General features: G+C 56.4%; 18 protein-coding genes. 9 read left to right on the forward strand and 9 right to left on the reverse strand.

Annotated elements, in window-relative coordinates:
• The first annotated feature begins 152 nt into the window (after positions 1-152).
• Complete coding sequence (locus EGT74_RS01315) at positions 153-2426, forward strand: aconitate hydratase (protein WP_123844709.1); 2274 nt, start codon at positions 153-155, stop codon at positions 2424-2426.
• 117 nt (positions 2427-2543) lie between these two features.
• On the forward strand, positions 2544-3173 hold the full coding sequence (locus tag EGT74_RS01320; protein WP_123844710.1) for an HD domain-containing protein: 630 nt from the start codon (positions 2544-2546) through the stop codon (positions 3171-3173).
• Positions 3174-3215: 42 nt separating this feature from the next.
• On the opposite strand, the gene EGT74_RS01325 is transcribed toward EGT74_RS01320, so the two are convergent.
• The 8 genes from EGT74_RS01325 to EGT74_RS01360 all read right to left on the reverse strand — a co-directional run bounded on the left by EGT74_RS01325 (position 3216) and on the right by EGT74_RS01360 (position 11563).
• The gene (locus EGT74_RS01325; protein WP_123844712.1) at positions 3216-4256 is read right to left on the reverse strand and encodes a DUF4421 domain-containing protein; all 1041 of its coding nucleotides are present in this window, start codon (positions 4254-4256) and stop codon (positions 3216-3218) included.
• 32 nt (positions 4257-4288) lie between these two features.
• Positions 4289-4777 carry a metallophosphoesterase family protein gene (locus EGT74_RS01330; protein WP_123844713.1) on the reverse strand — a complete coding sequence of 163 codons (489 nt, stop codon included), beginning with the start codon at positions 4775-4777 and terminating at the stop codon, positions 4289-4291.
• Positions 4774-5772, reverse strand: coding sequence for a formimidoylglutamase (hutG, locus tag EGT74_RS01335; RefSeq protein ID WP_123844715.1), 999 nt, complete (start codon positions 5770-5772; stop codon positions 4774-4776). Before hutG ends, EGT74_RS01330 begins: the two co-directional genes overlap by 4 nt.
• 12 nt (positions 5773-5784) lie before the next feature.
• Positions 5785-6984, reverse strand: coding sequence for an imidazolonepropionase (gene hutI, locus EGT74_RS01340; RefSeq protein ID WP_123844717.1), 1200 nt, complete (start codon positions 6982-6984; stop codon positions 5785-5787).
• A gap of 404 nt (positions 6985-7388) precedes the next feature.
• Positions 7389-9062 (reverse strand): urocanate hydratase, encoded by a 1674-nt coding sequence (gene hutU / locus EGT74_RS01345; protein WP_123844719.1) that lies wholly within the window; start codon positions 9060-9062, stop codon positions 7389-7391.
• Entirely contained in the window at positions 9037-10605 is a 1569-nt protein-coding gene (gene hutH, locus EGT74_RS01350) for a histidine ammonia-lyase (RefSeq protein WP_123844720.1), read from the reverse strand. The genes hutU and hutH overlap by 26 nt, the downstream gene beginning before the upstream one ends.
• Positions 10602-11108 (reverse strand): MarR family winged helix-turn-helix transcriptional regulator, encoded by a 507-nt coding sequence (locus tag EGT74_RS01355; protein ID WP_123844722.1) that lies wholly within the window; start codon positions 11106-11108, stop codon positions 10602-10604. Before EGT74_RS01355 ends, hutH begins: the two co-directional genes overlap by 4 nt.
• Positions 11109-11173: 65 nt before the next feature.
• Entirely contained in the window at positions 11174-11563 is a 390-nt protein-coding gene (locus EGT74_RS01360) for an SET domain-containing protein (RefSeq protein WP_123844724.1), read from the reverse strand.
• 90 nt (positions 11564-11653) lie between these two features.
• Between EGT74_RS01360 and EGT74_RS01365 the strand changes: the two genes are divergently transcribed.
• Together EGT74_RS01365 and mgtE are read left to right on the forward strand one after the other, a co-directional pair.
• Positions 11654-12529 carry a bestrophin family protein gene (locus EGT74_RS01365; RefSeq protein WP_123844726.1) on the forward strand — a complete coding sequence of 292 codons (876 nt, stop codon included), beginning with the start codon at positions 11654-11656 and terminating at the stop codon, positions 12527-12529.
• 30 nt (positions 12530-12559) lie between these two features.
• On the forward strand, positions 12560-13936 hold the full coding sequence (gene mgtE, locus EGT74_RS01370; protein ID WP_123844727.1) for a magnesium transporter: 1377 nt from the start codon (positions 12560-12562) through the stop codon (positions 13934-13936).
• A gap of 124 nt (positions 13937-14060) precedes the next feature.
• On the opposite strand, the gene EGT74_RS01375 is transcribed toward mgtE, so the two are convergent.
• A complete protein-coding gene (locus EGT74_RS01375) occupies positions 14061-14612 on the reverse strand; it encodes a SixA phosphatase family protein (RefSeq protein WP_123844729.1) in 552 nt (183 codons plus the stop codon).
• A 50-nt stretch (positions 14613-14662) separates the two neighbouring features.
• On the opposite strand from EGT74_RS01375, the gene EGT74_RS01380 reads away from it, so the two are divergent.
• The 5 genes from EGT74_RS01380 (at position 14663) to EGT74_RS01400 (ending at position 25418) form a co-directional block, all read left to right on the forward strand.
• Positions 14663-17014 (forward strand): S9 family peptidase, encoded by a 2352-nt coding sequence (locus EGT74_RS01380; protein WP_123844730.1) that lies wholly within the window; start codon positions 14663-14665, stop codon positions 17012-17014.
• A gap of 43 nt (positions 17015-17057) precedes the next feature.
• A complete protein-coding gene (locus EGT74_RS01385; protein ID WP_158617953.1) occupies positions 17058-20657 on the forward strand; it encodes a TraB/GumN family protein in 3600 nt (1199 codons plus the stop codon).
• 143 nt (positions 20658-20800) lie between these two features.
• Positions 20801-22639 carry a glutamine--fructose-6-phosphate transaminase (isomerizing) gene (gene glmS / locus EGT74_RS01390; RefSeq protein WP_123844733.1) on the forward strand — a complete coding sequence of 613 codons (1839 nt, stop codon included), beginning with the start codon at positions 20801-20803 and terminating at the stop codon, positions 22637-22639.
• 8 nt (positions 22640-22647) lie between these two features.
• Positions 22648-24849, forward strand: a complete 2202-nt coding sequence (locus tag EGT74_RS01395) for a DUF4954 family protein (protein ID WP_123844735.1) — start codon at positions 22648-22650, stop codon at positions 24847-24849.
• Positions 24849-25418 (forward strand): DNA-3-methyladenine glycosylase I, encoded by a 570-nt coding sequence (locus tag EGT74_RS01400; protein ID WP_123844737.1) that lies wholly within the window; start codon positions 24849-24851, stop codon positions 25416-25418. The genes EGT74_RS01395 and EGT74_RS01400 overlap by 1 nt, the downstream gene beginning before the upstream one ends.
• The last annotated feature ends 5 nt before the right edge of the window (positions 25419-25423 follow it).

Consider the following 25423-nt stretch of genomic DNA (forward strand, 5'->3'; position numbering starts at 1 on the left):
TGCCGGTTTACATATCAAATTTATTCTAATCCGGAGAAAGTAGCAAATGAAATTCGTGTCATTCCCATCGTTGTTAACTTTTAAAACTTTACGAAAATGATTAACTTCGCCCTGCAATTTTTAATGTAATAGCTCTTAAATTATTTATTTCCATGGTGTTTGATATTGAAATGATTAAAAAATTGTATGCGGAGCTGCCCGGGAAAGTTGAAGCAACCCGGAAGTTATTAGGTCGCCCGCTTACACTGGCCGAAAAGATCTTGTATGCCCACCTGTATGCACCTGTCACCTCCTCTTTCGAGAGAGGTAAATCTTATGTGGAATTTGCTCCTGACCGCGTAGCGATGCAGGATGCCACCGCGCAAATGGCGCTTTTGCAGTTTATGACCTGCGGCCGCGACCAGGTGGCGGTTCCCTCTACCGTTCACTGCGATCACCTGATCCAGGCTAAAACGGGCGCAGCGGCGGATCTGGCCACAGCTATCGACACCAATAAGGAAGTTTACGATTTTCTCGCCTCTATTTCTGATAAATACGGTATCGGTTTCTGGAAACCCGGCGCCGGTATCATCCACCAGGTAGTACTGGAAAACTATGCGTTTCCCGGCGGCCTGATGATCGGTACGGACTCTCACACCCCCAACGCCGGCGGTTTGGGCATGCTCGCCATTGGCGTGGGCGGTGCAGACGCGGTAGACGTGATGGCAGGCCTCCCCTGGGAGCTGAAAATGCCGAAACTGATCGGTGTGAAACTGACCGGCAAACTGAGCGGATGGGCGTCTCCGAAAGACGTGATCCTCCGCGTAGCGGGTATCCTCACCGTAAAAGGCGGTACCGGCTGCATCGTGGAATACTTCGGCGAAGGGGCGGACAGCCTGAGCGCCACCGGTAAAGGCACCATCTGTAACATGGGTGCGGAAATCGGCGCTACCTGCTCCGTTTTCGCATACGACACCAAAATGTCCGATTACCTGAAAATCACCAGCCGCACCGAAGTGGCCCAGCTGGCGGATGCCGTGAAAGAGCACCTGCGCCCCGACGAGGCGGTATATGCAGAGCCTGCCAAATTCTACGACCAGGTGATCGAAATCAACCTCGACGAACTGGAGCCCTATGTAAACGGTCCCTTCACCCCGGACCTGGCATGGCCCATCTCCAAATTCGCACAGGCGGTAAAGGAAAACAACTGGCCCGAAAAGCTGGAAGTGGCCCTGATCGGTTCCTGCACCAACTCTTCTTACGAAGACATCAGCCGTTCGGCCTCCCTGGCTAAACAGGCCATCGATAAAGAACTGGAAGTACATTCCGAATTCACCATCACCCCCGGTTCAGAACTGGTGCGGTACACCATCGAAAGAGACGGTCTGCTGAACACCTTCGACCAGATCGGCGGTGTGGTGCTGGCCAACGCCTGCGGTCCCTGTATCGGCCAGTGGGCCCGTCATATCGACGACCCGAACCGCAAAAACTCCATCATCACCTCCTTCAACCGTAACTTCGCCAAACGTAACGACGGCCTGGCTTCTACCCATGCTTTCGTAGCGTCCCCGGAAATCGTGACCGCACTGGCCATCGCCGGTTCCCTCACCTTCAACCCGCTGACCGACACGCTGAAGAACAGAAAAGGACAGGATGTGAAACTCGACGAGCCCACCGGTTTTGAACTGCCGCCCCAGGGCTTCGACGTGAAAGACGCCGGTTACCAGGCCCCTGCTGAAGACGGCAGCGGCGTACAGGTGATCGTATCCCCCACCTCCGACCGCCTCCAGTTGCTGGATGCGTTCTCCGCATGGGAAGGTACCGATCTGAAAGGCCTCAAACTGCTCATCAAGGCGAAAGGCAAGTGTACTACCGACCACATCTCCATGGCGGGCCCCTGGTTGAAATACCGCGGCCACCTGGACAATATCTCCAACAACATGCTCATTGGCGCGGTAAACGCGTTCAACGACAAAACCGATACCGTTAAAAACCAGCTCACCGGCGAATACGGTGCAGTGCCCGCCACCCAGCGCGCTTACAAAGCCGCCAAACTGGGCTCTGTAGTGGTAGGCGACGAAAACTATGGTGAAGGTTCCAGCCGCGAACACGCCGCCATGGAACCCCGCCACCTGGGTGTACGCGCCATCCTCGTGAAATCTTTCGCCAGGATCCACGAAACCAACCTGAAAAAACAGGGTATGCTGGCGCTGACCTTTAACGACAAAGACGATTACGAAAAGATCCAGGAAGACGACACCATCGACATCCTGGGCCTGACCGACTTCGTTCCCGGCAAACCGCTGACCGTGGTGCTCAACCACAAAGACGGCAGCCAGGATGCCATCACCGTTAACCATACCTACAATGAACAACAGATCGAGTGGTTCAAGGCAGGCGGCGCGTTAAACGTGATCAGGGCACAGTTCGCTGCAGCCAAAAAATAACAACGCTTTAACGATTGTTAAATCATAGGCCCCGTCCGTCAAGGACGGGGCTTTTTTTGCTGGCCCGCTATTTGCAAATTATAAGATAGAAACCATTATCCACTCCTGTAAACGCCTATGCAGATAGCAGAAATAACGGAAATCTGGATGCAGCTGGCCGCCCGCACAGGCTGTACCACCACGTACGCAAACACCGGCATCCGCAACATCATCCGGCAGTATTCAGCAGCCGGCAGGCATTATCATAATATGGACCACCTGGGCGACCTGCTCTGCCTGCAGCAGCACTATGCCCCCGAGATCATCGATAACGACAGCGTGCTGCACGCCATTTTCTTTCATGATATCATTTATTCGGCCACCCGGAAAGACAATGAAGAAAGGAGCGCGCAGGAGGCCGTGCGTTACCTGCAAAACACCCGCTGCCCTGTAGAAAAACAGCAAAAGGTATATCGTTACATCACCGCCACGGCGCAGCATCAGAACCCGCTGGCGGACCCCGACCTGGATTACCTCCTCGACTTCGACCTGCATATCCTCGGCGCCACGCCGGGCCAATACGACGCCTACACGAAGCAGATCAGGAAAGAATACTGGATCTACCCGGCATTCATGTACAACAAAGGCCGAAAAAGCGTGCTGCAGCACTTCCTGAGCCAGCCGCACATTTATAAAACGGCCGCCTTCAGGGAAAAATACGAACAGAAAGCGAGGGAAAACCTCGAGCGGGAACTGGATGCGTTATAGTATGACAGGAATAAACTCGTTCAGGAAAGATCATGTAACACCTCAGAATATCGGTTTCTTTAACGCCAGCCTGCGCGCGATGCTGATGCGCAGATTCCCCGTCCCGAAGATCTGGTGCGCGCGCGGTACAGGCGCATCGCTGCGGGTGAGCATATCGGTGTAATGCAGCCCGAAATAATAATAACTGGAATTATACCCCGCCGCCAGCCGGATGGTATTATTGAAAGCCCATCCCCACCCTGCCGTGCTGGGCCGCCCGTCGCTGTAGCGCAATTTGGTGTGATTGAGCCCCGCCCCGGCAGACACGGACGCCGTTACGAAAAAGTATCTGGCCAGCACCAGCGTATAGGCGTAACCGCCATTCACGGCGAAGCTCACGGTATGGGTACCTCTGAAAGGCAGGTCGCCGAAAAAGCCGGGCACGTTCAGATCGTGCGGCACGAGCGCCGAATCGCCGCGCAGCTGCCAGGTGAACACTTCTCCCCCTAACAGGAACGAACCGGCGCTTTTTTTCTGGTACTCGTTCTGCATAAAAGCGGCGCGGTACGAAAATCGTTTGTCGTTGAAAATATACTGCACATGCAGCCCAAGATCCGTATTGAGCATATCCGGCCGGAGGGATACGGCCTTGCGCGGGAATGCGTTGCTGATGCGCCGGGTGGCGGCGGCCTCGTAGTATCCCTTGTAATACTGCCCGTAAAAGTCCACTACGAGTTTCCGGAGATACAGGTGCGCCTGTAAATCGAGGAATTTCGTTTTCCCGTATTTTTCATTGTCGTTGTTGATGAAAGGAAGATTGAAGGCGAAGTTGAGGCCGATGAATTTGTAGTTCACCCCGAAACCCACGTTGTTGGCGCTGTTGGGGCGGTAGAGCACCTCTTCTTTCAGGCCCCGGTCTTTCATGTCGTAGTAAGTGTACTTGCGGGAACCGAAGAGGCGGAGGGTGAGGTCTTCCGTATGATCTTCGACATAACTGCTGTCGTTCTCCACCTGCACCAGCTGCAGGATTTTCTGCGCCGTGGCTACACGGGCAGTGGTCAAACAAAGCATCCAGGCCAGCACACTAACGGTCAATATCTTCATAAACAACAGTCGAGGTCTATAAATATACGCTTCTAATCCGGCAATTCAATCACTTCGAGGCCTTTAATGTCTCCGTTCGACAATTCGAACCGCACGAGGGTCTTCACTTTGTGCCAGCCCTGTTTGCCGCAGGCGCCCGGGTTGATGTGCAACAACTGTAGTGCCGGATCGGGGATCACCTTCAGGATGTGGGAATGCCCGGTAATGAATAACTGCGGCCGTTTTTTCTGGATATGCGGTTTGAGTGCGGGCGTGTAGCGGGGCGGATAGCCGCCGATGTGGGTCATCCATACTTTCACGCCTTCGCAGATAAAGAGGTTGTGCTCGGGGTAACGGATACGGATATCCTGTCCGTCGATATTGCCGTATACGGCGCGGAAGGGTTTGAAGGCCTCCAGTTCGTCGGCCAGCGCTACGTTGCCGATGTCGCCGGCGTGCCATATTTCATCCACCTGGTCGAAATATTTGAATACCTGCGGGTGCAGGTAGCCGTGCGTATCGGACATCAAACCTATTTTCATGCTGCGAAAGTAGCATAATAATTCATCACGATTTCGAATACGAGCGAGGCGGCGAGTTTGGCCGTACGCTGGTCCGCATCGAGCGTGGGGTTCAGTTCCGCGATGTCGGCCCCCGCGAGTTTGCCACTGCGGAGCACGGTGCGGAAACAGTCGAGGAACAGGGCGTCGGGGATGAGGCCGTTGTAAGCCGTGGCGCTTACGCCGGGCGCATACGCGGCGGCGAATACATCGAGGCAGGTGGTCAGGTAAACCTGGTCGTTCCGCTGGATGAAAGCCTTTATCGCACCGATGAGGCGTTCCTGGTATTTGAGCTGGAAAACGGACGCGGGCAGGTGCTCCACTCCGAGCGCGTCCGCCGTTTGGAACAGCCTCGGCGTATTGCTGTTTTGCTGGATGCCGAGGGCGAGATAATGAAAGGGTTTGCCTTCCTCCCGCCGCTCCTGCGCCGTCTGCCAGAAACCGGTACCGGAGCTGGGCCCGGCCGCATCCGGCTCGCGCAGGTCGAAGTGTGCGTCGAAGTTGATGATGCCGAGTTGTTTTGTGCCGGCATGCCGGCGGATGCCGCGCTCGTGCGCAAAGGCGATTTCGTGCCCGCCGCCCAGCAACAACGGCAGGTATCCTGCCTGGAGAATATGCTGCACGGTGGCCGACAATGCTTCCTGTGCGGATTCAAGCTGCCCGTCGTCGCATACGATGTCGCCGGCATCGGCGAGTATATGCGCGCCGAAATGCACGGGAAAAGCGGCGCAGGCCTTCCGTAACGCAACAGGGCCTTCCGCAGCGCCCGTTCTGCCTTTGTTGCGGCGCACGCCTTCGTCGCAGGCGAACCCGAGCAAGGCTATGCCCTTATGCCCCGGGTGCAGCACCGGCAATGGATCCTTGCTGATATCCACCCGCCGCACCACCTGGTGCCAGCGGCGCACGTCCGGCGTATCGCCGTCCACACGCCCCTGCCAGACGTTGTCTGCGGTAGGTCTGTAATGTAATAGAGTCATATGCGGGGGGTGTTATGATATAGTAATCCGGTTGCCGCCTTTCCATACTGCCACGGGTTTCATGCTGCCCTGGTAGTACAGGATGTCGCGGTGGTCTTTACAGGGGTAGGCCTGCAGGTCTGCCGCCGGCATCGCCATGCCCAGTGCTTTGGCCGCCCTGAACGTAAGCCCCGCCAGCACTTCGGCGGTCGACAACTTTTCCGCCGCGCTCAATACGGCCGCCTGCATCAGCAGGTCTCCCATCGGCGCGGAGCCGGGGTTCCAGTCGCTCGCAATGGCCACCGATGCGCCGGCGTTCAGCAGTTTACGCGCGGGTGCGTAGTGCATCCCGAGGCCGAGTGAGGCGCCGGGCAATACCACCGCCACGGTGTTGGATGCCGCCAGCCTGCGGATATCTTCTTCCTTCGACGCTTCGAGGTGATCGGCGGAAAGCGCATGCATTTCCACCGCCACCTGCGCTCCGCCGCTGCTGAACTGGTCCGCATGCACGGTGATCTGCATTCCCGTTTTCGGCAGGAAGGCCCTCGCCGCTTCCACGGAAAAAGCCGTTTCTTCTATAAAAATGTCTATCCTGTTCGCCAGCTGCTCCGCTTTCACCAGCGGCAACAGTTCGTTGATGATCCAGTGAAGGTAAGCCCTTTCATCGCCGTCGAAATCTTTCGGGCGCATGTGCGCGGCGAGGCAGGTGGGAATCAGCGTGGCTTGTGTGTGCAGCCCGGCGGTTCTGATGGCGCGGAGCATCTTTAACTCGTCTTCCGCGTTCAGGCCATAACCGCTTTTCACTTCGATGGTGGTGACGCCGTTTTGCAGATGCCGGTTGGCGCGCGCCACGGTGTTTTCCGCGAGTTCGGTGACGGTAGCTTCGCGGGTTTTCGTGACGGAATCCCAGATGCCGCCGCCGGCGCGTGCAATGTCGAGGTACGATTTACCGGCGATGCGCATGGCATAGTCACGGCTGCGGTTGCCGGCAAAACAGATGTGGGTATGCGCGTCGATGAAGCCGGGGATCAGCACCTGCGGTTCGTCTACCAGCTCCAGCCGCGCCGAGGGGTTGGCCTTTTTCAGCTTTGCGTAATCGTCGAACACGACCGTGCCATCGCTGATCAGCGCGCCACCGTCTGCGATCACCTGCAATGCCTCATCGCGGATGGGGCCTTTGTCCGGCAAACCCGCCAAAGGCAATATCTGTGAAAATGGGCCAATGAGTTGCATAAAGTTTTGTTTGATGCTTTGAAATAAGCGGAGATGTCTTCATCATCGAATCAGTTGCGGCTGACTGGATCTACTGACGAAAGCAGACCGTTCGTCCGGTTACCAAGATGATGTCTCCATGCGATCAGTTCCGGCTGATTTTATCCACAAGCGAAAGGTGAACCATTCGTTTCAGTCTCTGCTGTAATGTCTCCATCATTGAATCAGCTTCGGCTGATTTTATCCATGGGTGAAGACGAACCATTCGTCCAGTTACTGCGATGATGTCTCCATGCGATCAGTTCCGGCTGATTTTATCCACGGCGAAAGGTGGATCATTCGTTTCAGTCTCTGCTGTAATGTCTCCATCATGATATCAGCTTAAGCTGATTTTATCCGCGGGTCGAAAGACGAACCCTTCATACCTACAGCCCCAGTCCGAATTTCGCGCTCCACTCCTCCGCTCTTTCATACCCCGCATCCGCATGCCGGAAAATGCCCAGTGCGGGATCGTTGTACAGCACACGGCTAAGACAGGCGGCTGCGCGATCGGTGCCGTCCGCCAGCACCACCATGCCCGCATGCTGGGAATATCCCATGCCCACGCCGCCGCCGTGATGAAACGATACCCAGGTGGCGCCGCCGGCGGTGTTAGACATCAGGTTCAGCAACGTCCAGTCGCTCACCGCATCGGAACCGTCTTTCATCGCTTCGGTTTCTCGGTTGGGGGAGGCTACCGAACCGCAATCGAGGTGGTCGCGGCCGATTACGATGGGCGCTTTCACCTTACCGGTACGCACCAGTTCATTGAAGATCAGTCCCGCCTTTTCCCTTTCACCCATGCCCAGCCAGCAGATGCGGGCAGGCAGGCCCTGGAAGGCCACACGCTCCTGTGCTTTTTTCAGCCAGTTGATAAGCGGTGTGTTATCCGGGAATGCTTCCATCAATGCGCGGTCGGTCGTATAAATATCTTCCGGGTCGCCGGACAATGCCACCCAGCGGAACGGTCCTTTGCCTTCGCAGAACAGCGGCCGGATGTACGCCGGTGTAAAACCGGGGAAGTTGAATGCATTCTTTTCGCCGCCTTCTCTGGCGAACTCGCGGAGGTTATTACCATAATCGAAAGTAACCGCGCCGCGGCGCTGCAGTTCCAGCATAAACCCTACATGGCGGGCCATGCTGGCGAGCGACAATTGTTTATAACGCGCGGCATCGGTAGTGCGCAGCGCGGCGGCTTCCGCCAGCGTAAGCCCGTTGGGCACGTAGCCGTTCACCGGGTCGTGCGCGGACGTCTGGTCCGTGAGAATATCGGGAATGATGTTATCGCGCAGCAGTTTCTCCAGCATGTCGCCCGCATCGCTCACGAGGCCGATGGACAGGGCTTCGCCTTTCGCCTGCGCCTCTTTCGCCCAGGCGATCGCTTCTTCGTAAGAATGCGTCATGCGGTCGATGTATTTCGTATCGATGCGTTTCTGAATGCGCGCCGGGTCTACGTCTGCGCCGAGGAACACCGCGCCGGCCATGGTAGCCGCCAGCGGTTGTGCCCCGCCCATCCCGCCGATGCCCGCCGTCACCAGCAGTTTGCCCGTGAGGTTGCCGCCGAAATGCTGGCGGCCGCACTCTACAAACGTTTCATACGTACCCTGCAGAATGCCCTGCGTACCGATATATATCCAGCTGCCCGCCGTCATCTGCCCGTACATCATGAGCCCTTTGGCCCGCAGTTCGTTGAAGTGTTCCCAGGTAGCCCACTTGGGCACCAGGTTGCTGTTGGCCAGCAATACGCGCGGCGCCTGCGGATGCGTGCGCACCACGCCCACCGGTTTGCCGGATTGCACGAGCAGAGAATGGTCTTCGTCGAGCGTGAGCAACACCCGTATGATCTGCTGCAATGCCTCGCGGTTACGCGCCGCCTGGCCGATGCCGCCGTACACCACCAGTTCGTCGGGGTTTTCGGCTACTTCATGATCGAGATTGTTGAGCAGCATGCGCAGCGGCGCTTCCGTCTGCCACGAACGGGCATGCAGCTGTGTGCCGCGCGGGGCTTTGTAATGCGGGTGCGCCGCGTAAGTATCAAGAAAGCTGGAATTGTTTTTCATACGAACCGTTTAAATTGATTTGGTGGGCGGCGGCCGTTTCGTTGGCCACCCGCACTAATGAACCGCTGCTCACCAGCTGGTGCAGCGCGGCGATGTCTGTCGCAAAAATGCGGTCTTTCTTCGCGAAGCTCACGTACTCGCGTACATGGTCGTGACAGGCTTCGATGACCGGCGCCGATTTCAACGGCCGCCTGAAGTCGATCGCCTGCGTGGCATACAGCAGTTCGATGGCGAGGATGTATTCGAGGTTGTCGATCACCTGCATGAGCTTGCGCCCGCTGATGGAGCCCATCGACACATGGTCTTCCTGCCCCAGCGAAGTGGGCACGCTGTCTGCGCTCGCCGGGAAACAAAGCGTTTTGTTTTCCGTTACCAGCGCCGCCGTGGTGTACTGCGGTATCATAAAACCGGAGTTGAGCCCGGCATCTTCGATCAGTAATTTCGGGAGGCCGTACCGCCCTTCGATCATCATATAACACCGGCGGTCGGCGATGTTGCCCAGCTCCGCCGCCGCAACGGTGGCATAGTCGAGCGGCAGCGCCATCGGCTGGCCGTGGAAGTTGCCGCCGCTGATGGTGTCGGTGGCGGAAAAGATGATCGGGTTGTCCGTTACCGCGTTCAGTTCGATTTCCGTGAGCGATGCCAGGTGCTGCCAGGCCGTGCGGGATGCGCCGTGCACCTGCGGCATGCAGCGCAGCGAATACGGATCCTGCACGCGACCGCAATCCACGTGGGAGGCCATGATCTCCGAGCCGCGCAACAACGCGTCGAGGCGGTGGGCCACCAGCTGGTTACCGGCAAACGGCCGGATGGCGTGCAAACGCGGGTCGAACGGTTTGGCGGTGCCCATCAATCCTTCGAGCGACATCGCCCCGATCACATCCGCCGCTTCGAGCGCGTTGTGCAAACGGGCCACTGCTTTGGTGGCGAAGGAAAGAATGAACTGCGTGCCGTTGATCAGCGCCAGCCCTTCTTTGGGGCCCAGCACCACCGGTTCCAGCCCTTCCTGCCGCAACACGTCCCCTGCCGGCAGTTTCGCGTCCCTGTACCACACATCGCCCAAACCGATCAGCGGGAGGAAGAGGTGCGAAAGCGGCGCCAGGTCGCCCGAAGCGCCCACAGATCCTTTCTCCGGCACCAGCGGCGTCACATAATGATCGATGTGCCACACAATGCGTTCCAGGGTAACGGGGTTCACCCCGCTGTAGCCCTGCGCCAGCGCCTGCACCTTGGTGATCAGCATCAGCCGCGCGATCTCTTCCGGGATGGGCGCTCCCACCCCTACGCTGTGACTTTGCAGGATGTTGTACTGCAGGGCCCGGGTGTCTTCTTCAGAAATCTTGGTGTCGCACAACGGGCCAAACCCCGTGTTGATGCCGTAAACGGTAGTATGCTCCTGTACGATGGCCTGCACATGGTCGTGACTGGTGCGCACACGGGCCATCACCTCCGGCGTTAACACCCCTTTTGTGTTGCCCGCGGCGATATCCAGCGCCGTGGCTACGGTGAGTGTTTCTTTACCGTAATGAAAAACCTTGCTCATGAAAGATCTGTTTTGGTGTTGACGGGCATTTCGCGCCGGATGCGGTCGGCCAGCGGAAGGGATTCCACGGCCTGCTCCAGCGTATTGATTGCTTCCAGTATTTTGCTGCTTTGTTTATTTTCCGCCACCAGCGCCTGCATGGCGGTATCTATGCCTTTCCAGACGGGCAGCACCTGCTCCAGCAGGGCCGCGCCTTTTTTGGTGAATACCACCCACTGCCGGCGGCCGTCTTCCTCGCAACGGCTGGTTTTGACGAGCCCTTTTTTGCGGAGGTTGGTCACCAGCTGGCTCACCGCGGAATGCGATACCTCCAGCTCGGTGGCGATGTCCATCAGCGTAAGCCGCTCCCGTTCGGACAAAAGGTAGAACAGCGGGAACCAGCTGGCGTCAAAGGCGATGCCCTGCTGGCCGTACACTTTGTTCACTTCCGCCAGGAAGTACTCACTGAGCCGCCGGAGCCGGCTGCCGAAGATGAGATAACCGAGTTTCGGATAAAAGCCCATAGAATATATAAGTGCTTATATAATTTACAATATTAAGAAATCCGGCGGATTGCGCACGGATTTTTTTATTTGCGTTTTACGTCAAACCAAACGGGGGATTTATCCTCTATTTCGCCATTGTAGTTAATGGACAGCTCCTCGCCTTTTTTGATATCGCGGCGGGTTTTGATGGCCATGGTTTCCGCTTCAAAGTCCATCTCGTACTCGCAATTGGGCTCGTACGCGTGGTTGTAAATAGAACAAAAGCCGAGCGCAATACAGGAACGGGTTTCCCTGGCTCCCCAGAGGAAGATGTAGTTGTGCAGTTTAGTTTTGTCGACAATTTGGGTATCGCTGTTGGACAATACCAGTACAGGTGATACTTCTATTTGTGTTCCGGCCGGAATGGGTTCTTTTGTGAAAACACCCCGTCCCTTTTCTTTTGTTTTCTGAATGTATAAATACGGCTTGATCATAATCTCACGGAATAAAGAGCCGTAAAGTAACATCAAACCGGTCAGTTAACAAAATGCGGGGAATCAGAATTGATATTTATTTTTGCTGCTATGATCAACTATAATCCTAAAGACTGGTTTACTTTCATCTTCCGCATCCATAAGGCAGACACTGTTAAAAAGCTGTTTCCCATGTTTATAGCCATGGCGATCTATTCCGCCGTCATCGCCTGGCTGGAGCTGGAGGTATTCCGCCTTTCGGAAAAAGACCATATCAGGAACATCACCGCCATGCACGGCCTGCTGGGCTTTGTGATATCGCTGCTGCTGGTGTTCCGCACCAATACGGCGTACGACCGTTGGTGGGAGGGCCGCCGCCAGTGGGGCGCGCTGGTCAACACCAGCCGTAACCTCGCCCTGAAGCTGCAGGCCATGCTGCCCGCCGGGCATCCGTCACGGCAGTTTTTCCGGGCGATGATACCCAACTTCGCCTTCGCCCTGAAAGACCACCTGCGGGGAGAGATACATGAGCACAGCTTCGAAGGGCTGAGCCCTGAAGAAAAAGCGGCCGTCCGTTCCGGCAAACATGTGCCCAACCAGGTGGCCGGCATCATCATGGCGAAAGTGAACGAACTGTACCGCCAGCAGGTGATCACGGGCGACCAGCTCATCACCATCAACGCGCAGCTGGAATCGCTGGCGGACGTATGCGGCGCCTGCGAAAGGATCAAAAACACGCCCATCCCCTTTTCATACAGCGTGTTCCTCAAAAAATTCATCTTCTTTTATGTGATGACGTTGCCCATGGGGTATGTGTTCGGGCTGGGATACCTGGTGATACCCATGGTCGTTTTTATATTTTACGTGCTGGCCAGCCTCGAGCTGATTGCGGAAGAGATTGAAGACCCCTTTGGCAAAGACGCCAACGACCTGCCCACCGACGTGATGAGCGGCAACATCCGCAAACACGTGCAGGAGATTTTGTAATACACTGTTTTCACGCAAGGCCTGTTTAATATGGAAAATGTAGCATTACTGGAGCGATTCGAAGAGCTGGTGAAAGTGCAGCCGTCGCGGGAACTCAAAGAATTTCTCGACGACCAGCTGATTACCGACATCGCGGAACTGATATACGAGGCGCCGGACGAGGCCGTACTGATCATGAACAACCTTACGCTCGGCCGCGCCGCGGCGGCGTTCAGGATATTGGAATTCCCCACCCAGGAAGACATCATCAAAGCCCTGCCGGCCGCCAGAACGGCGGAACTGCTCAACGAACTGCCGCCGGACGACCGCACCGCCTTTCTCGAAGAACTGCCCAGCCAGGCCGTGCAGGAACTGATCAAACTGCTGCATCCCGAAGAAAGAAAAGTGACCCTCTCCCTGCTCGGCTATCCCGAAAACAGCGTGGGGCGTATCATGACGCCGGACTACATCGCGGCCAAAGCGCACTGGACCGTGGCCCAGGTGCTCCAGCATATCCGGATGTACGGGCGGGACAGTGAGACCATCGACGTGATTTACATCATCGACAACGAAGGTAAACTGCTCGACGATTTCCGTATCCGCGAATTCCTCCTCGTATCGCCCGATACGCCGGTAGAAAGCCTCATGGACGACCGCTTCGTGGCCCTGCATGTAAACGACGAACAGGAAGAAGCCATCCAGGTGTTCCGGCTCGAAAACCGTGTGGCCCTGCCCGTGCTCGACAACCAGGGCGTGATGCTCGGCATCGTGACCATCGACGATATGCTGTGGATCGCCAACGAAGAACATACGGAAGACATCCAGAAGATCGGTGGTACCGAGGCGCTGGACGAACCGTACCTCGACATGCCTTTCCTCAAGCTGATCAAAAAACGCGTGGGCTGGCTGGTGGTGCTGTTCGTGGGTGAAATGCTGACGGCTACCGTGATGACTTATTTCGAAGACGAGATCGCCAAAGCCGTGGTGCTCGCCCTGTTTGTACCGCTCATTATTTCCAGCGGGGGCAACAGCGGCTCGCAGGCATCCACCCTCATCATCCAGGCCATGGCGCTGGGCGAGCTGTCTACGCGCGACTGGTGGCGGGTGATGCGCCGCGAAATATTCTCCGGCCTCATGCTGGGCGGTGTGCTCGGCCTCGTGGGCTTCGCGCGCATCCTTATCTGGAACCACTTCTTCCACACCTACGGTGAACATACTTTCCTCATCGCGCTGACGCTGGGCGTATCGCTGATCGGCGTGGTGCTCTGGGGCACCCTCTCCGGTTCCATGCTGCCGCTGCTGCTCAAACGGGCGGGCGCGGACCCTGCCAGTTCTTCCGCGCCATTCGTGGCTACGCTGGTGGATGTAACGGGATTGGTGATTTATTTCAGTGTGGCGTACCTCTTCTTACAGGGCATTCTGTTGTAGGTTATTTGTCCTTTGGATGCGACGGGGCTGGTGATTGATTCGATGATGTACCTGTTCTTCCAGGGCATTTTACTCAAAGTCATTCGTCCTTTTGGCCGTTTTGAATGGCTCTGCTACACATGCTTCAATACCGCTGCTGCACATAACGGCTGGCGTTCCTGGTTTTGTATACAATGAAAAGGTTCCCGTAATCTTTATCGGCGATGGAGTCGATACGGGGTTTTACGTTGAGGCTTTTAAGGATGGGAATGAGCGTGTTGCTGTGGCCGATCACGAGGATGCGTTTGCCCCAGTCGCCGTGCCGGCTGATCTCATATAACAGGGATTCTCCCGTACTGTCCGGCTGATACAGCACCGTATCCACCCGCCCCTGCAGGCGCAGGCTGTCGCCCGTCTGCATCGTGCGTTTGTATTTTGTGCTGTAGATGCGGGTGATCGCGGAGTCTTTCAGCAGGCGGTACAGCTTGCCCGCGCGCTGCCGTCCTGCCGCGGTGAGCGTGGAATCGGCGCCCGGGTTCTTTTCCGCATGGCGCACGAGGAAAAAAGTACCCGTCAGGAAGGTGCTGTCTTCCGTTACCGGCACCGTTACCCTGGCCGCCTGTTTACGCTGGCCGCAGGCGGCCAGCAGCAGCACCAGGAGTGTGCCGGTCATCATATTACGCGCTGTTGTGCCCATGTTGTTTCTTATATTGCAACAAATTATAGAATTCTACACTATTAACCAATATGAAGATAATAATAGCGTCCATGGCGGGCGCATTGCTGGCCATACCCGCCTATGCCCAACAGCTGACCGTCGAAAAAATCATGCGCGACCCGAAATGGATAGGCACTTCGCCCGACAACATCACCTGGGGCGGCGACAGTAAAACCGTGTTTTTTTCATGGAACCCGGAAAAGGCGTATGCCGATTCGCTGTACAGCGTCGGCATCCATGCCCGTACACCCGTGAAAACCAAAGCGGCGGAGCGCGGCCTCATCAGCGCCCGGAACAACGCCGTGTACAACCAGGCGCAAACACAGCGGGTGTACGCTTACCAGGGCGACGTGTTTTTCCAGGACATGGCATCCGGCAAGGAAACCCGCATCACCCGCACGGCAGATCCGGAACAGGCTGTGGGCTTCTCGTTCAACGACACCCGCGTGATCTTCCGCGACGGCCGCAACCTGTTCGCCTGGGATCCGAAAAGCGGGGAAACGGAACAGCTCACCAATTTCGTGAACGGCGCCAAACCGTCCGACAAACCGGCCCCCTTGTCGCCCCAGCACCTCTTTCTCCAGAACCAGCAGCAGCAGCTGTTCGAGGTATTGCGGGAAAGAAAGGCCAGAACCGATGCGGCAACGGCATTCAATAAAAGTCTCCCCGACGCGCAACAGCTCCGCGCCCTGCACCTGGAAGATAAGTCTCTGGCCGACAGCCGCATCAGTCCCGACGGCCGCTTCATCGCCTACCGCCTCTTCAAGATGCCGGCCGGCGAAAAGAGCACCATCGTGCCTAATTACGTGACGGAAACAGGCTACACCACGGATATCCCCGCTTACACCAAAACCGGTGCGGAACGCGCGGTGTACGATTATTTCGTGTACGACCGCGTGAAAGACACCGTGCTCACCGTTAAACTCAACGGCCTGCCCGGCATACAGGATAAACCGGATTACCTGAAGGATTATCCCGGTAAAGACACCGCAAGGAAATCCCGCAGCGTGGTGATGTACAGCCCGGTATGGTCGCCCAAAGGCACGCAGGCGCTCGTGAACATTGTGTCCACCGATAACAAGGACCGCTGGATCATGCTGCTCGACGCAGCCACCGCTAAAATGCAGCTGGTAGACCGCCAGCGCGACGAAGCCTGGATCGGCGGCCCCGGCGTGAGCAACGCCAACATGGGCTGGATCAATGAAAACACCTGTTATTTCCAGAGCGAGGTAACCGGGTATTCGCACCTTTATACGTACAACGTCGCCAACGGGCAAAAGAAAGCCCTCACCAGCGGCAACTACGAAGTGCAGGAAGCCCGCCTCTCGCGCGACAAAAATCATTTCTACCTCCTCACCAACGAAGTGAATCCCGGTGAGAAACAATACTACCGCCTGCCCGTGACCGGCGGCAAAGCGGAAAGGCTCACCACCATGCCCGGCGCGCACTCCGTAAGCCTGTCGCCCGACGAAAAATGGCTCGCCTACCGTTATTCCACTTCCAACAAACCCTGGGAGCTGTATCTCCAGGAAAACAAAGCAGGCGCCAAACCTGTGCAGATCACCGATCAGGCACAGTCGCCCGAATTCAAAGCCTACCCCTGGCGCGAAGCGAACGTGATCACGTTCAAAGCCCGCGATAATGAAATGGTGCCCGCCCGCCTGTACACGCCCGACCCCGCCAAAAAGAACGGCGCCGCGGTGATATTCGTGCATGGCGCCGGTTACCTCCAGAACGCCCATAAATGGTGGAGCCAGTATTTCAGGGAGTACATGTTCCACAACCTGCTCACAGATCTCGGTTATACCGTGCTCGACATCGATTACCGCGGCAGCGCGGGCTACGGCCGCAACTGGCGTACCGGCATCTACCGCCACATGGGCGGCAAAGACCTTACCGACCAGGTAGACGGCGCCCGTTACCTCGCGCAGCAGCATGGCGTGGACCCGAAGCGCATCGGCATATACGGCGGCAGCTACGGCGGTTTCATTACCCTTATGGCCATGTTCACCACGCCGGATGATTTTGCGGCGGGTGCGGCGCTCCGCTCCGTGACCGACTGGGCCCACTATAACGACGGGTACACTTCCAACATCCTGAACCGCCCCGCCGAAGACAGCATCGCGTTCCGCCGCTCCTCTCCCATTTATTTCGCCGAAGGCCTCAAAGGCCACCTGCTCATGTGCCATGGCATGGTAGACGTGAACGTGCATTTCCAGGACATCGTGCGCCTGTCGCAGCGCCTCATCGAGCTTGGCAAAAACAACTGGGAACTGGCCGTATATCCCGTGGAAGACCACGGATTCGTGGAGCCTTCCAGCTGGACCGATGAGTACAAACGCATTCTTACCCTGTTCGAGCGGGTGCTGCAACGCCGCTAAGATTCAGTATATTTGGAGGTACCTAAATCCCTGGAATCTCCATATGAACCGTGTAAAATGTGTAGTCTGTTACAGCCTGTTGCTGCTCATCTGTACGTTCGCAAAAGCGCAGTCGAAAAAATACCAGGGGTTGTTGTGGGAAATCACCGGCAAAAACATGCCGAAACCCTCTTACCTCTTCGGCACCATGCACGTCAGCAACAAACTGGCATTTAACCTGAGCGACTCTTTTTATCACTGTATCCGCAATGCAGATATCGTAGCGCTGGAAACAGATCCGCAGCAATTGCAGGAAGATTTTTCGAAAAGCAAAATGCTGCGGATCAGTTCCCGCTACATGAGCGATATGGGCGGCGGCCACATGACGCCCGACGCCTTTACCATCGGCCCTTACAACGACCTCGTACGCACCGGCCTCACCTACCGCCCCGAAATGATCAACCACCTGCTGTACCGCTCGTTCGCCGCGCAGGAAGACTTTGAGGAAGATACCTTCCTCGACATGTACATCTACCAGGTAGGCAGCAAACTCGGTAAAAAAGCGGCCGGCGTGGAGAACTTCGAGGAGTCCGAGCGCCTCATGCTCGAATCGTACCGCGATGCGGCCAACGATAAAAAATCCAGGAAGAACAACCGCGACGTCGAGAACCCCCAGGAGGCGCGCAGGAAACTCAACGATGCTTACCGCCGCGGCGATCTCGACATGCTCGATTCCATCTCTTCCGGGCAATACGATTCGCCCGTATTCCTCGAAAAGTTTTTATACAAGCGGAACGAGAACATGTTCCGCGCCATCGACTCCATCATCCGGCACGGCTCGTTGTTTGCCGGCGTAGGCGCCGCGCACCTGCCCGGCGACCGGGGGCTCATTCACATGCTGCGCAGGGCCGGCTATACGGTGCGGCCGGTGCTCGCCACCAACCGCGACAGCGAACAGAAAGAAGCCCTGGAAAAAATGCGCGCGCCGGTGGTATTCCAGCCTTATGCATCGGACGATGGCTGGATACAGGCCGAAGTGCCCGGCAAACTCTATAACTTCAGCAGCCTCACCATGCTGAACCAGCTGCAGTATGCAGACCTCGCCAACGGCGCCTATTACCTCGTGAGCCGCATCAAGACCAACGCCCTCAGCCTCGGCCAGCGCGAAGACGATGTGTACCTGCGGATAGACAGCCTGCTGTATGAAAACATTCCCGGCCGCATCATCTCCAAACAGGTCATCCACAACGGCGGCTACAAAGGTTTCGACATCCGCAACCGCACCCGCCGCGGCGACCTGCAGCGCTATAACATTTTCATCACGCCCTTCGAGACCATCATTTTCAAGATCAGCGGCACCGGCGAATATGCCGCGGGCCCCGAAGCCGACCGTTTCTTTTCTTCCATCCGCCTCCGGACATTCAGCGCCGGCGAATGGGTGACCTACCGTTCCGCGGCGGCCGGCTTCTCCGTAAAGATGCCGCACGCGCCGGTTACGGCGGACAATGTAACGCTGCGCACCCTGAGCAAACGGCAGGAATACGAAGCGCTCGACAGCCGCAACGGCAACAGCTACCTCGTGATGCGCAAAACCATTCCCGGCTACAGCGCGCTGGAAGAAGATACCGTGGACCTCAGTTTCGCCGAAGAAAGTTTCCTGCAGTCGCAGTTCATCAAACAGCAAAAGAGCCGCCGGTTCCTCACCTGGCACGGATATCCCTGCCTCGAACTGGTGAACCAGAATACCGACAACAGTTTCACCGAAACGCGCATTCTTTTACAGGGCCCGCATTATTACGTGCTGAGCGCCCGGTATAAAAACGATAAAAAGCCCGTGCAGGAATTTTTCAATTCGTTCGTACCGGAGCAGCCCGCTTACCGGCGTTTTGAACAGTACCGCGATACGAGCCTGCTGTTTTCCGTCAAGACCGCGGTGGTGCCGAAAGACGATGAGGCGCTCATGGAGTCCTTCACCGGCGGGCGTTCCGACGAAAACACCGATCACCTCAACAGGATAAAGAATAAATCGTTCCGGGTAGACAGTACGGGGGAAGAAGTAAAAGTCGTGTTCCGCAAATTCAACCGTTATTACAGCACCCGGGACAGCGCCAGATTCTGGCAGGAGCAGGTGGAGGAACTGAGCGACCGCGGCGACCTGGTGGTGCATGAAAAAAAATACGAGCGGCTGCCCGGCTGGGAAACCATGCTGCTGCAGATGCGCGACACCAACAGTTCCCGCAGCCTGCATTATAAACTGTTCCTGCGCAACGGCGTGCAGTACACCCTGTACAGCATCGTCGACAATGTGAAGGGGCCCTCGGCTTTCGTGCGCACGTTTTTCGACAGCTTTACCCCCGCCGATACGCTGATCGGCACGCCCATCTACGCCAGCAAGGCTGCTGCGTTGTTTGCCGACTTTTACAGCAAAGACAGCACTACCCGCCAGCAGGCCCGCAGTTCCGTCAGCACTCCTAACTACCAGGATGCCGATGCGCCCGTGCTCATCAGTTTGATCCGCGGCTGGAGCGCGAAAGAAAAAAACTACATGGACGTCAAAACCGATCTTATCGGTGAGCTGGGAAATATCAAACACCCGGACATCCTGCCTTTCCTGCAAAAAGCCTACGAATCCGCCAACGATACCGCCAGCCTGCAACGCGCCATACTCCTGGCCCTCGTGCGGCAGAAAACCACCACCGGCAATGCGCTGTTCAAAGAGCTGATGCTGAAAGAAATTCCCGTTTTCGGCGAAGGGGAAAACCTTTATTCCATTTTCCGGCCGCTGTACGATTCCCTCGGCATCACGAAGGCGCTGTTCCCCGCATTGCTGGAGCTGACGGCCCTCACCGATTATAAAGAGCCCGTGTACGGCCTGCTGGCTACGCTGGCAGACAGCAACCTGGTGCAGCCCGCCCTGTATGCGGACCATATCAGCCAGATCGCGTTCGACGCCCGCGTGGCCCTGCAGAAAGAGCTCGCGGCCGAACAAAGCCGCCTGAACCGGGGGAACGATGAAGACGACTACGAAGAGCCTTTTCGCGCCAGCAGCACGCTGCATGAATACGCCACACTGCTGCTGCCTTTCCGCGAAAGCAACAAAAACGCCGGGCGCTTCTTTTCCCGTTATGCTTCCACGAAAAACCCCGCCCAGCAGGTATTGATCGCGCAACTGTACCTGAAAAACAGGCTGCCCGTGCCGGACAGCCTGCTGCAAAGCATCGCGGCGCAGGACAGGTACCGCGTATCCCTCTGGACGGCCCTCAACGCCATTCAGCGGCACGACAGGTTCCCGGCCGTATATAACAAACAGGAGCTGATGGCGCGGAGCCTGCTGTATAATTCCATGGAGTACAACATGAAGGTCGATTCGCTCGTATTGCTCGGTAAAAAACAAACGTATTACCGCTTCCGGAAAAGCACCGTGTACGTTTACAAATACAAACAGAAAGACGAAGGAGGATGGTTCCTCGGCATCAGCGGGCCGCAGCCCGAAGATGAAAAAAAATGTACGGACAACGATCAGCTGTCGCAGTTCACGCGCACCCGTTACAAAACCGACAAACCGCTGCAGGAGCAGATTACAGCGCTTATCCGGCAGGTGAAGTACCGCGCGCGGGCAGGCTGGAATGCCGAGAATGTGACGGTCGATGTGGCCGATTATTAGCATGGACTTTTTCTACTTACAATACCCTTGAATGTGCCCGCCGCCGGGCACATTTTAATTTTTTTTATTTACTGTCTTTACTTTCCCTGCTAAATTTTTTGCTGCATATTGCGTGGATAATTCATCAAAACCTACTAAACATCATGTGTGGAATTGTAGCCTACATCGGTCACCGGGAAGCATACCCGGTTGTTTTAAAAGGTCTCAAAAGACTGGAATACCGGGGATACGACAGCACGGGCGTTGCTTTACTGAACGGCGGAGATCTGAAAGTATACAAGAAGAAAGGTAAGGTAGCCGAGCTGGAAGATTACGTGCTCGGAAAAGATTTAAAAAGCCATATCGCCATCGGGCATACCCGCTGGGCTACGCACGGCGAGCCCAACGACCGCAATGCCCACCCCCAGCTCTCCGGCGACGGCCGCCTGGCCATGGTGCACAACGGCATCATCGAAAACTACGCCCAGCTCAAGCAGGAGCTGCTGAACAAAGGGCATGTTTTCACGAGCGATACGGACACCGAAGTGCTCATCCACTTCATCCAGGAAATAAAATCCAGCAACCAGTGCAGCACGGAAGAAGCGGTGCGCATCGCCCTCAAAAGAGTGGTAGGCGCATACGTGATTGTAATCGTGGACGAAGATGATCCCAACACCCTCATCGCGGCGCGCAAGGGCAGCCCTCTCGTAATAGGCGTGGGCAAAGGCGAACATTTCCTCGCTTCGGACGCTTCACCGATCGTGGAATACACTAAAGAAGTGGTGTATGTGAACGACTACGAGATCGCCATCCTCCGGGCCGACGAGCTGATCCTCAAAAACATCGCCAACGAAATACAGACCCCTTATATCCAGAAGCTCGACATTGAACTGGCCGCCATCGAAAAAGGCGGTTACGATCATTTTATGCTGAAGGAAATATTCGAGCAGCCGCAGACCATTTTCGACAGTCTCCGCGGCCGTCTCGACGCCAAAGGCGGCCAGCTTACGCTGGGCGGCCTGCGCGAACATCTCGACATGCTGAAGAACGCCAACCGCATCATCGTGGTGGCCTGCGGCACCAGCTGGCATGCCGGGCTGGTGGCCGAATACATGATCGAAGAATTATGCCGCATTCCCGTGGAAGTGGAGTACGCGTCCGAGTTCCGTTACCGCAACCCCGTGGTGGGCAAAGGCGACGTGATCATCGCCGTATCGCAGAGCGGTGAAACGGCCGATACGCTGGTGGCCATGGAAAGCGCCAAAGAAAAAGGCGCCATCATCCTCGGCGTCTGCAACGTGGTGGGCTCTTCCATCGCCCGCCTCTCCAACGGCGGCGTGTACACCCATGCCGGGCCCGAAATAGGCGTGGCCAGCACCAAGGCCTTTACCGCGCAGCTGGCCGTGTTATGCCTCATCGGCCTGAAAATAGCCGAAGCCAAAGGCACCATCACCCCGCAGCGCTTCCAGCACCTGCTCGACGAACTGGAAGGCGTGTCCGAAAAAGTGGCCGTTGCCCTCGAGCTCAACGAACAGATCAAAAAGATCGCCGCCAAATACAAAGACGCGCACGACTTCCTCTACCTCGGCCGCGGCTACAACTTCCCCATCGCCCTCGAAGGCGCGCTGAAGCTGAAGGAAATTTCCTACATTCATGCGGAAGGTTACCCGGCCGCCGAAATGAAACACGGCCCCATTGCCCTGGTAGATGAAAACCTGCCCGTGGTGTTTGTAGCGACCAAAGACAGTTACTACGAAAAAATAGTCTCCAATATCCAGGAAATCAAAGCCCGCAAAGGCAAAGTGATTGCCGTTACCACCGAAGGCGACCAGGTGATCCCCGGCATGGCCGACGATGTGATCGTGGTGCCCGAAGCGGACGAACTGGTGGCCCCCATGATTTCCGTGATACCGCTGCAATTGCTGGCCTATCACATCGGCGTGTTGAAAGGGTACGACGTGGACAAACCGCGTAACCTCGCCAAGTCCGTAACCGTAGAATAGTATTCCATATGAACCGTATTGAAAAAAAACCGCTCAGCCAGCTGGGTTACCAGTTTATTGAACCGGCTTACCTGCCCCAGGGCAGGGACGAATACTACCTCCGCGACCAGCAGCGCGGCCGCGAAACCGAGCACCGCAAACTGAAAGCCTGGGAAATAGAAGCCCTCGTGCGGAACGACAACACGTCGGACGACTGGAACAATATTTTCGTGGACAACGAATTCGACCCCAACCTGGTGCAGCACTGCCACTTTTACGGCATGGTACGCATCGGCAAACTGGAGCCTTATTACCTCGAGTTCCATAACCTCCGCCTCCCCGTGGGCCTGTACAACAGCACCATCGCCAGCTGCGACTTCGGCGACAATGTGGTGGTGCATAACGTGAACTTCCTCTCCCACTATATCATCGGCAACGAGGTGATCATTGCCAACGTGAACGAAATGGCCGTGACCGATCACGCCAAATTCGGCAACGGTATCGTGAAAGAAGGCGAGCCTGAAAACGTGCGCATCTGGCTGGAGCTCTGCAACGAAAACGGCGGCCGCAGCGTAATGCCCTTCGACGGCATGCTGCCCGGCGACGCCTGGCTCTGGACGCGCAACCGTCACGATACGGCGCTGCTCGACCGTTTCAAGGCCTTCACCGAAAAACAGTTCGATAAAAAACGGGGCTACTACGGTATGGTGGGCGACCGCACGGTGATCAAAAACTGCAAGATCATCAAGGACGTAATGATCGGGTCTGACGCCTATCTCAAAGGCGCCAACAAACTCAAGAACCTCACCATCAACAGCGAGCCCGGCGCACCTTCGCAGATCGGTGAAGGCTGCGAGCTGGTGAACGGCATCGTCGGTTTCGGCTGCCGCGTGTTCTACGGCGTGAAGGCCGTGCGTTTTGTAATGGCGTCCCATTCGCAGCTCAAATACGGCGCGCGCCTCATCAACTCCTATCTCGGCAATAACGCCACCATTTCGTGCTGCGAGGTGTTGAACTCGCTCATCTTCCCCGCGCACGAACAGCACCACAACAACTCCTTCCTTTGCGCCGCGCTCGTGATGGGGCAAAGCAATATGGCCGCCGGCGCCACCATCGGGTCGAATCACAACTCCCGCGGGGCCGACGGTGAGATCATCGCCGGCAGGGGCTTCTGGCCGGGGTTGTGCGTGAGCCTCAAACACAATTCCCGCTTCGCCAGCTTCACGCTCATCGCCAAAGGGAATTACATGAGCGAGCTCGACATCCCCTACCCCTTCAGCCTGGTGGTGAACGACGAGCACGACGATACCCTGAAGGTCATGCCCGGCTACTGGTTCATGCATAACATGTACGCGCTGGCCCGTAATGCCTGGAAGTATGTGGACCGGGATAAACGCACCGACAAAACGCAACTCATCGAATACGACTACCTGGCGCCCGATTCGGCGGAAGAACTGCTGAACGCGCTGGAACTGTTCGAATACGCCGTAGGCAAAACCTTCTACGGACAAAAAGACAAAGCCGGTAAAAAATCCCTGCAGCAGAAAGGCAAACAGCTGCTGCTCGAAGAAAATGCCAAGGTAGGCCGTACAGACATCTTTGTGGAAGGCATCGAAAACTCTTCCCGCAAAGCGCAGCTGCTGAAAGTGCATAAAGCCTATCCGCTGTTCCGCGAACTGATCAACCTGTACGCCATCCGCAACCTGGTGAAACTGGCCGCTACCTTTAATATCCAGTCGTTCAGCGCCTTGCAGGCATTCTGCAAAAACAGCAAACGCACCGCCTGGCATAACGTAGGCGGGCAGCTGGTGAAAGCCGATGCCCTCGAAGAGGTGAAGAACCGCATCCGCAAAGGCAAAATCGGCAGCTGGCCCGAACTGCACGACATCTATCGTGAACTGGGCGCGGCTTATGAGCAGGACAAACTGCATCATGCCCTCGCCTGCCTGCTGCACCTGCAGCAGATCAGCGCCAAAGAGCTGACGCCCGCCCTGCTGAAGAAATGCCTCGAGCAATCCGTGTACACTTCCGGCATGATCACCGAAGGCATTTATCATTCGCGGGAAAAAGATTATCTCAACCCGTTCCGGCAGATGACCTATGAAAACGAAGCAGAGATGAATATGGTGGTAGGAAAGCTGGAAGACAACGGTTTTATCCAGCAGACCATCGCCGACCTGAAAGCCTATAAAAAACAGGTCAAGGAAATGATCAAAAAATGGGAACTGTAATGGACAAAACAAGATGCGGCTGGAGCCTGAAAGACAAGTTGTACAGGGATTATCACGATCACGAATGGGGCATCCCCAACCACGACGATACACACCTGTTCGAGATGCTGAACCTCGAAGGCGCACAGGCCGGCCTCAGCTGGTACACCGTGCTCACCAAAAGAGAAAACTACCGGAAGGCATTCGATCAGTGGGATGCCGTAAAAATCGCGAAGTATACAGATAAGAAAATCGAAAAGCTGTTGCAGGACCCCGGCATCATCCGCAACAAACTGAAGATCAACGCCGTGGTGTCCAACGCCAAAGCGTTTTTAGCCGTGCAGAAAGAATTCGGCAGCTTCGACCGGTACATCTGGCAGTTTGTGGGGCACAAACCCGTTGTGAACCACTTTAAAGACATGAAAGAAGTACCCGCCAAAACAGCCATCTCCGACGCCATGAGCAAAGACCTGCTGAAGCGCGGGTTCAAGTTCGTGGGCTCCACCATCTGCTACGCCTACATGCAGGCCACCGGCATGGTGAACGATCATGTGATGAGCTGCTGGACGCGGCAGGGAAAGAAAAAATAAGTTTA

It is taken from the genome of Chitinophaga lutea (assembly GCF_003813775.1).
GTDB classification, from domain to species: Bacteria; Bacteroidota; Bacteroidia; order Chitinophagales; family Chitinophagaceae; genus Chitinophaga; species Chitinophaga lutea.

Excerpts from the sequence above, each read along its gene's own strand:
- EGT74_RS01355 (WP_123844722.1), bottom strand. The coding sequence starts at position 11,108 with ATGGGCTTTTATCCGAAACTCGGTTATCTCATCTTCGGCAGCCGGCTC.
- hutI (WP_123844717.1), bottom strand. The coding sequence starts at position 6,984 with ATGCAACTCATTGGCCCATTTTCACAGATATTGCCTTTGGCGGGTTTG.
- EGT74_RS01330 (WP_123844713.1), bottom strand. The coding sequence starts at position 4,777 with ATGAAAATAGGTTTGATGTCCGATACGCACGGCTACCTGCACCCGCAG.
- EGT74_RS01375 (WP_123844729.1), bottom strand. The coding sequence starts at position 14,612 with ATGGGCACAACAGCGCGTAATATGATGACCGGCACACTCCTGGTGCTG.
- EGT74_RS01400 (WP_123844737.1), top strand. The coding sequence starts at position 24,849 with ATGGACAAAACAAGATGCGGCTGGAGCCTGAAAGACAAGTTGTACAGG.
- EGT74_RS01385 (WP_158617953.1), top strand. The coding sequence starts at position 17,058 with ATGAACCGTGTAAAATGTGTAGTCTGTTACAGCCTGTTGCTGCTCATC.
- EGT74_RS01380 (WP_123844730.1), top strand. The coding sequence starts at position 14,663 with ATGAAGATAATAATAGCGTCCATGGCGGGCGCATTGCTGGCCATACCC.
- hutG (WP_123844715.1), bottom strand. The coding sequence starts at position 5,772 with ATGACTCTATTACATTACAGACCTACCGCAGACAACGTCTGGCAGGGG.
- hutU (WP_123844719.1), bottom strand. The coding sequence starts at position 9,062 with ATGAAAAACAATTCCAGCTTTCTTGATACTTACGCGGCGCACCCGCAT.
- EGT74_RS01325 (WP_123844712.1), bottom strand. The coding sequence starts at position 4,256 with ATGAAGATATTGACCGTTAGTGTGCTGGCCTGGATGCTTTGTTTGACC.
- EGT74_RS01395 (WP_123844735.1), top strand. The coding sequence starts at position 22,648 with ATGAACCGTATTGAAAAAAAACCGCTCAGCCAGCTGGGTTACCAGTTT.
- EGT74_RS01365 (WP_123844726.1), top strand. The coding sequence starts at position 11,654 with ATGATCAACTATAATCCTAAAGACTGGTTTACTTTCATCTTCCGCATC.
- EGT74_RS01315 (WP_123844709.1), top strand. The coding sequence starts at position 153 with ATGGTGTTTGATATTGAAATGATTAAAAAATTGTATGCGGAGCTGCCC.
- hutH (WP_123844720.1), bottom strand. The coding sequence starts at position 10,605 with ATGAGCAAGGTTTTTCATTACGGTAAAGAAACACTCACCGTAGCCACG.
- glmS (WP_123844733.1), top strand. The coding sequence starts at position 20,801 with ATGTGTGGAATTGTAGCCTACATCGGTCACCGGGAAGCATACCCGGTT.
- EGT74_RS01360 (WP_123844724.1), bottom strand. The coding sequence starts at position 11,563 with ATGATCAAGCCGTATTTATACATTCAGAAAACAAAAGAAAAGGGACGG.
- mgtE (WP_123844727.1), top strand. The coding sequence starts at position 12,560 with ATGGAAAATGTAGCATTACTGGAGCGATTCGAAGAGCTGGTGAAAGTG.
- EGT74_RS01320 (WP_123844710.1), top strand. The coding sequence starts at position 2,544 with ATGCAGATAGCAGAAATAACGGAAATCTGGATGCAGCTGGCCGCCCGC.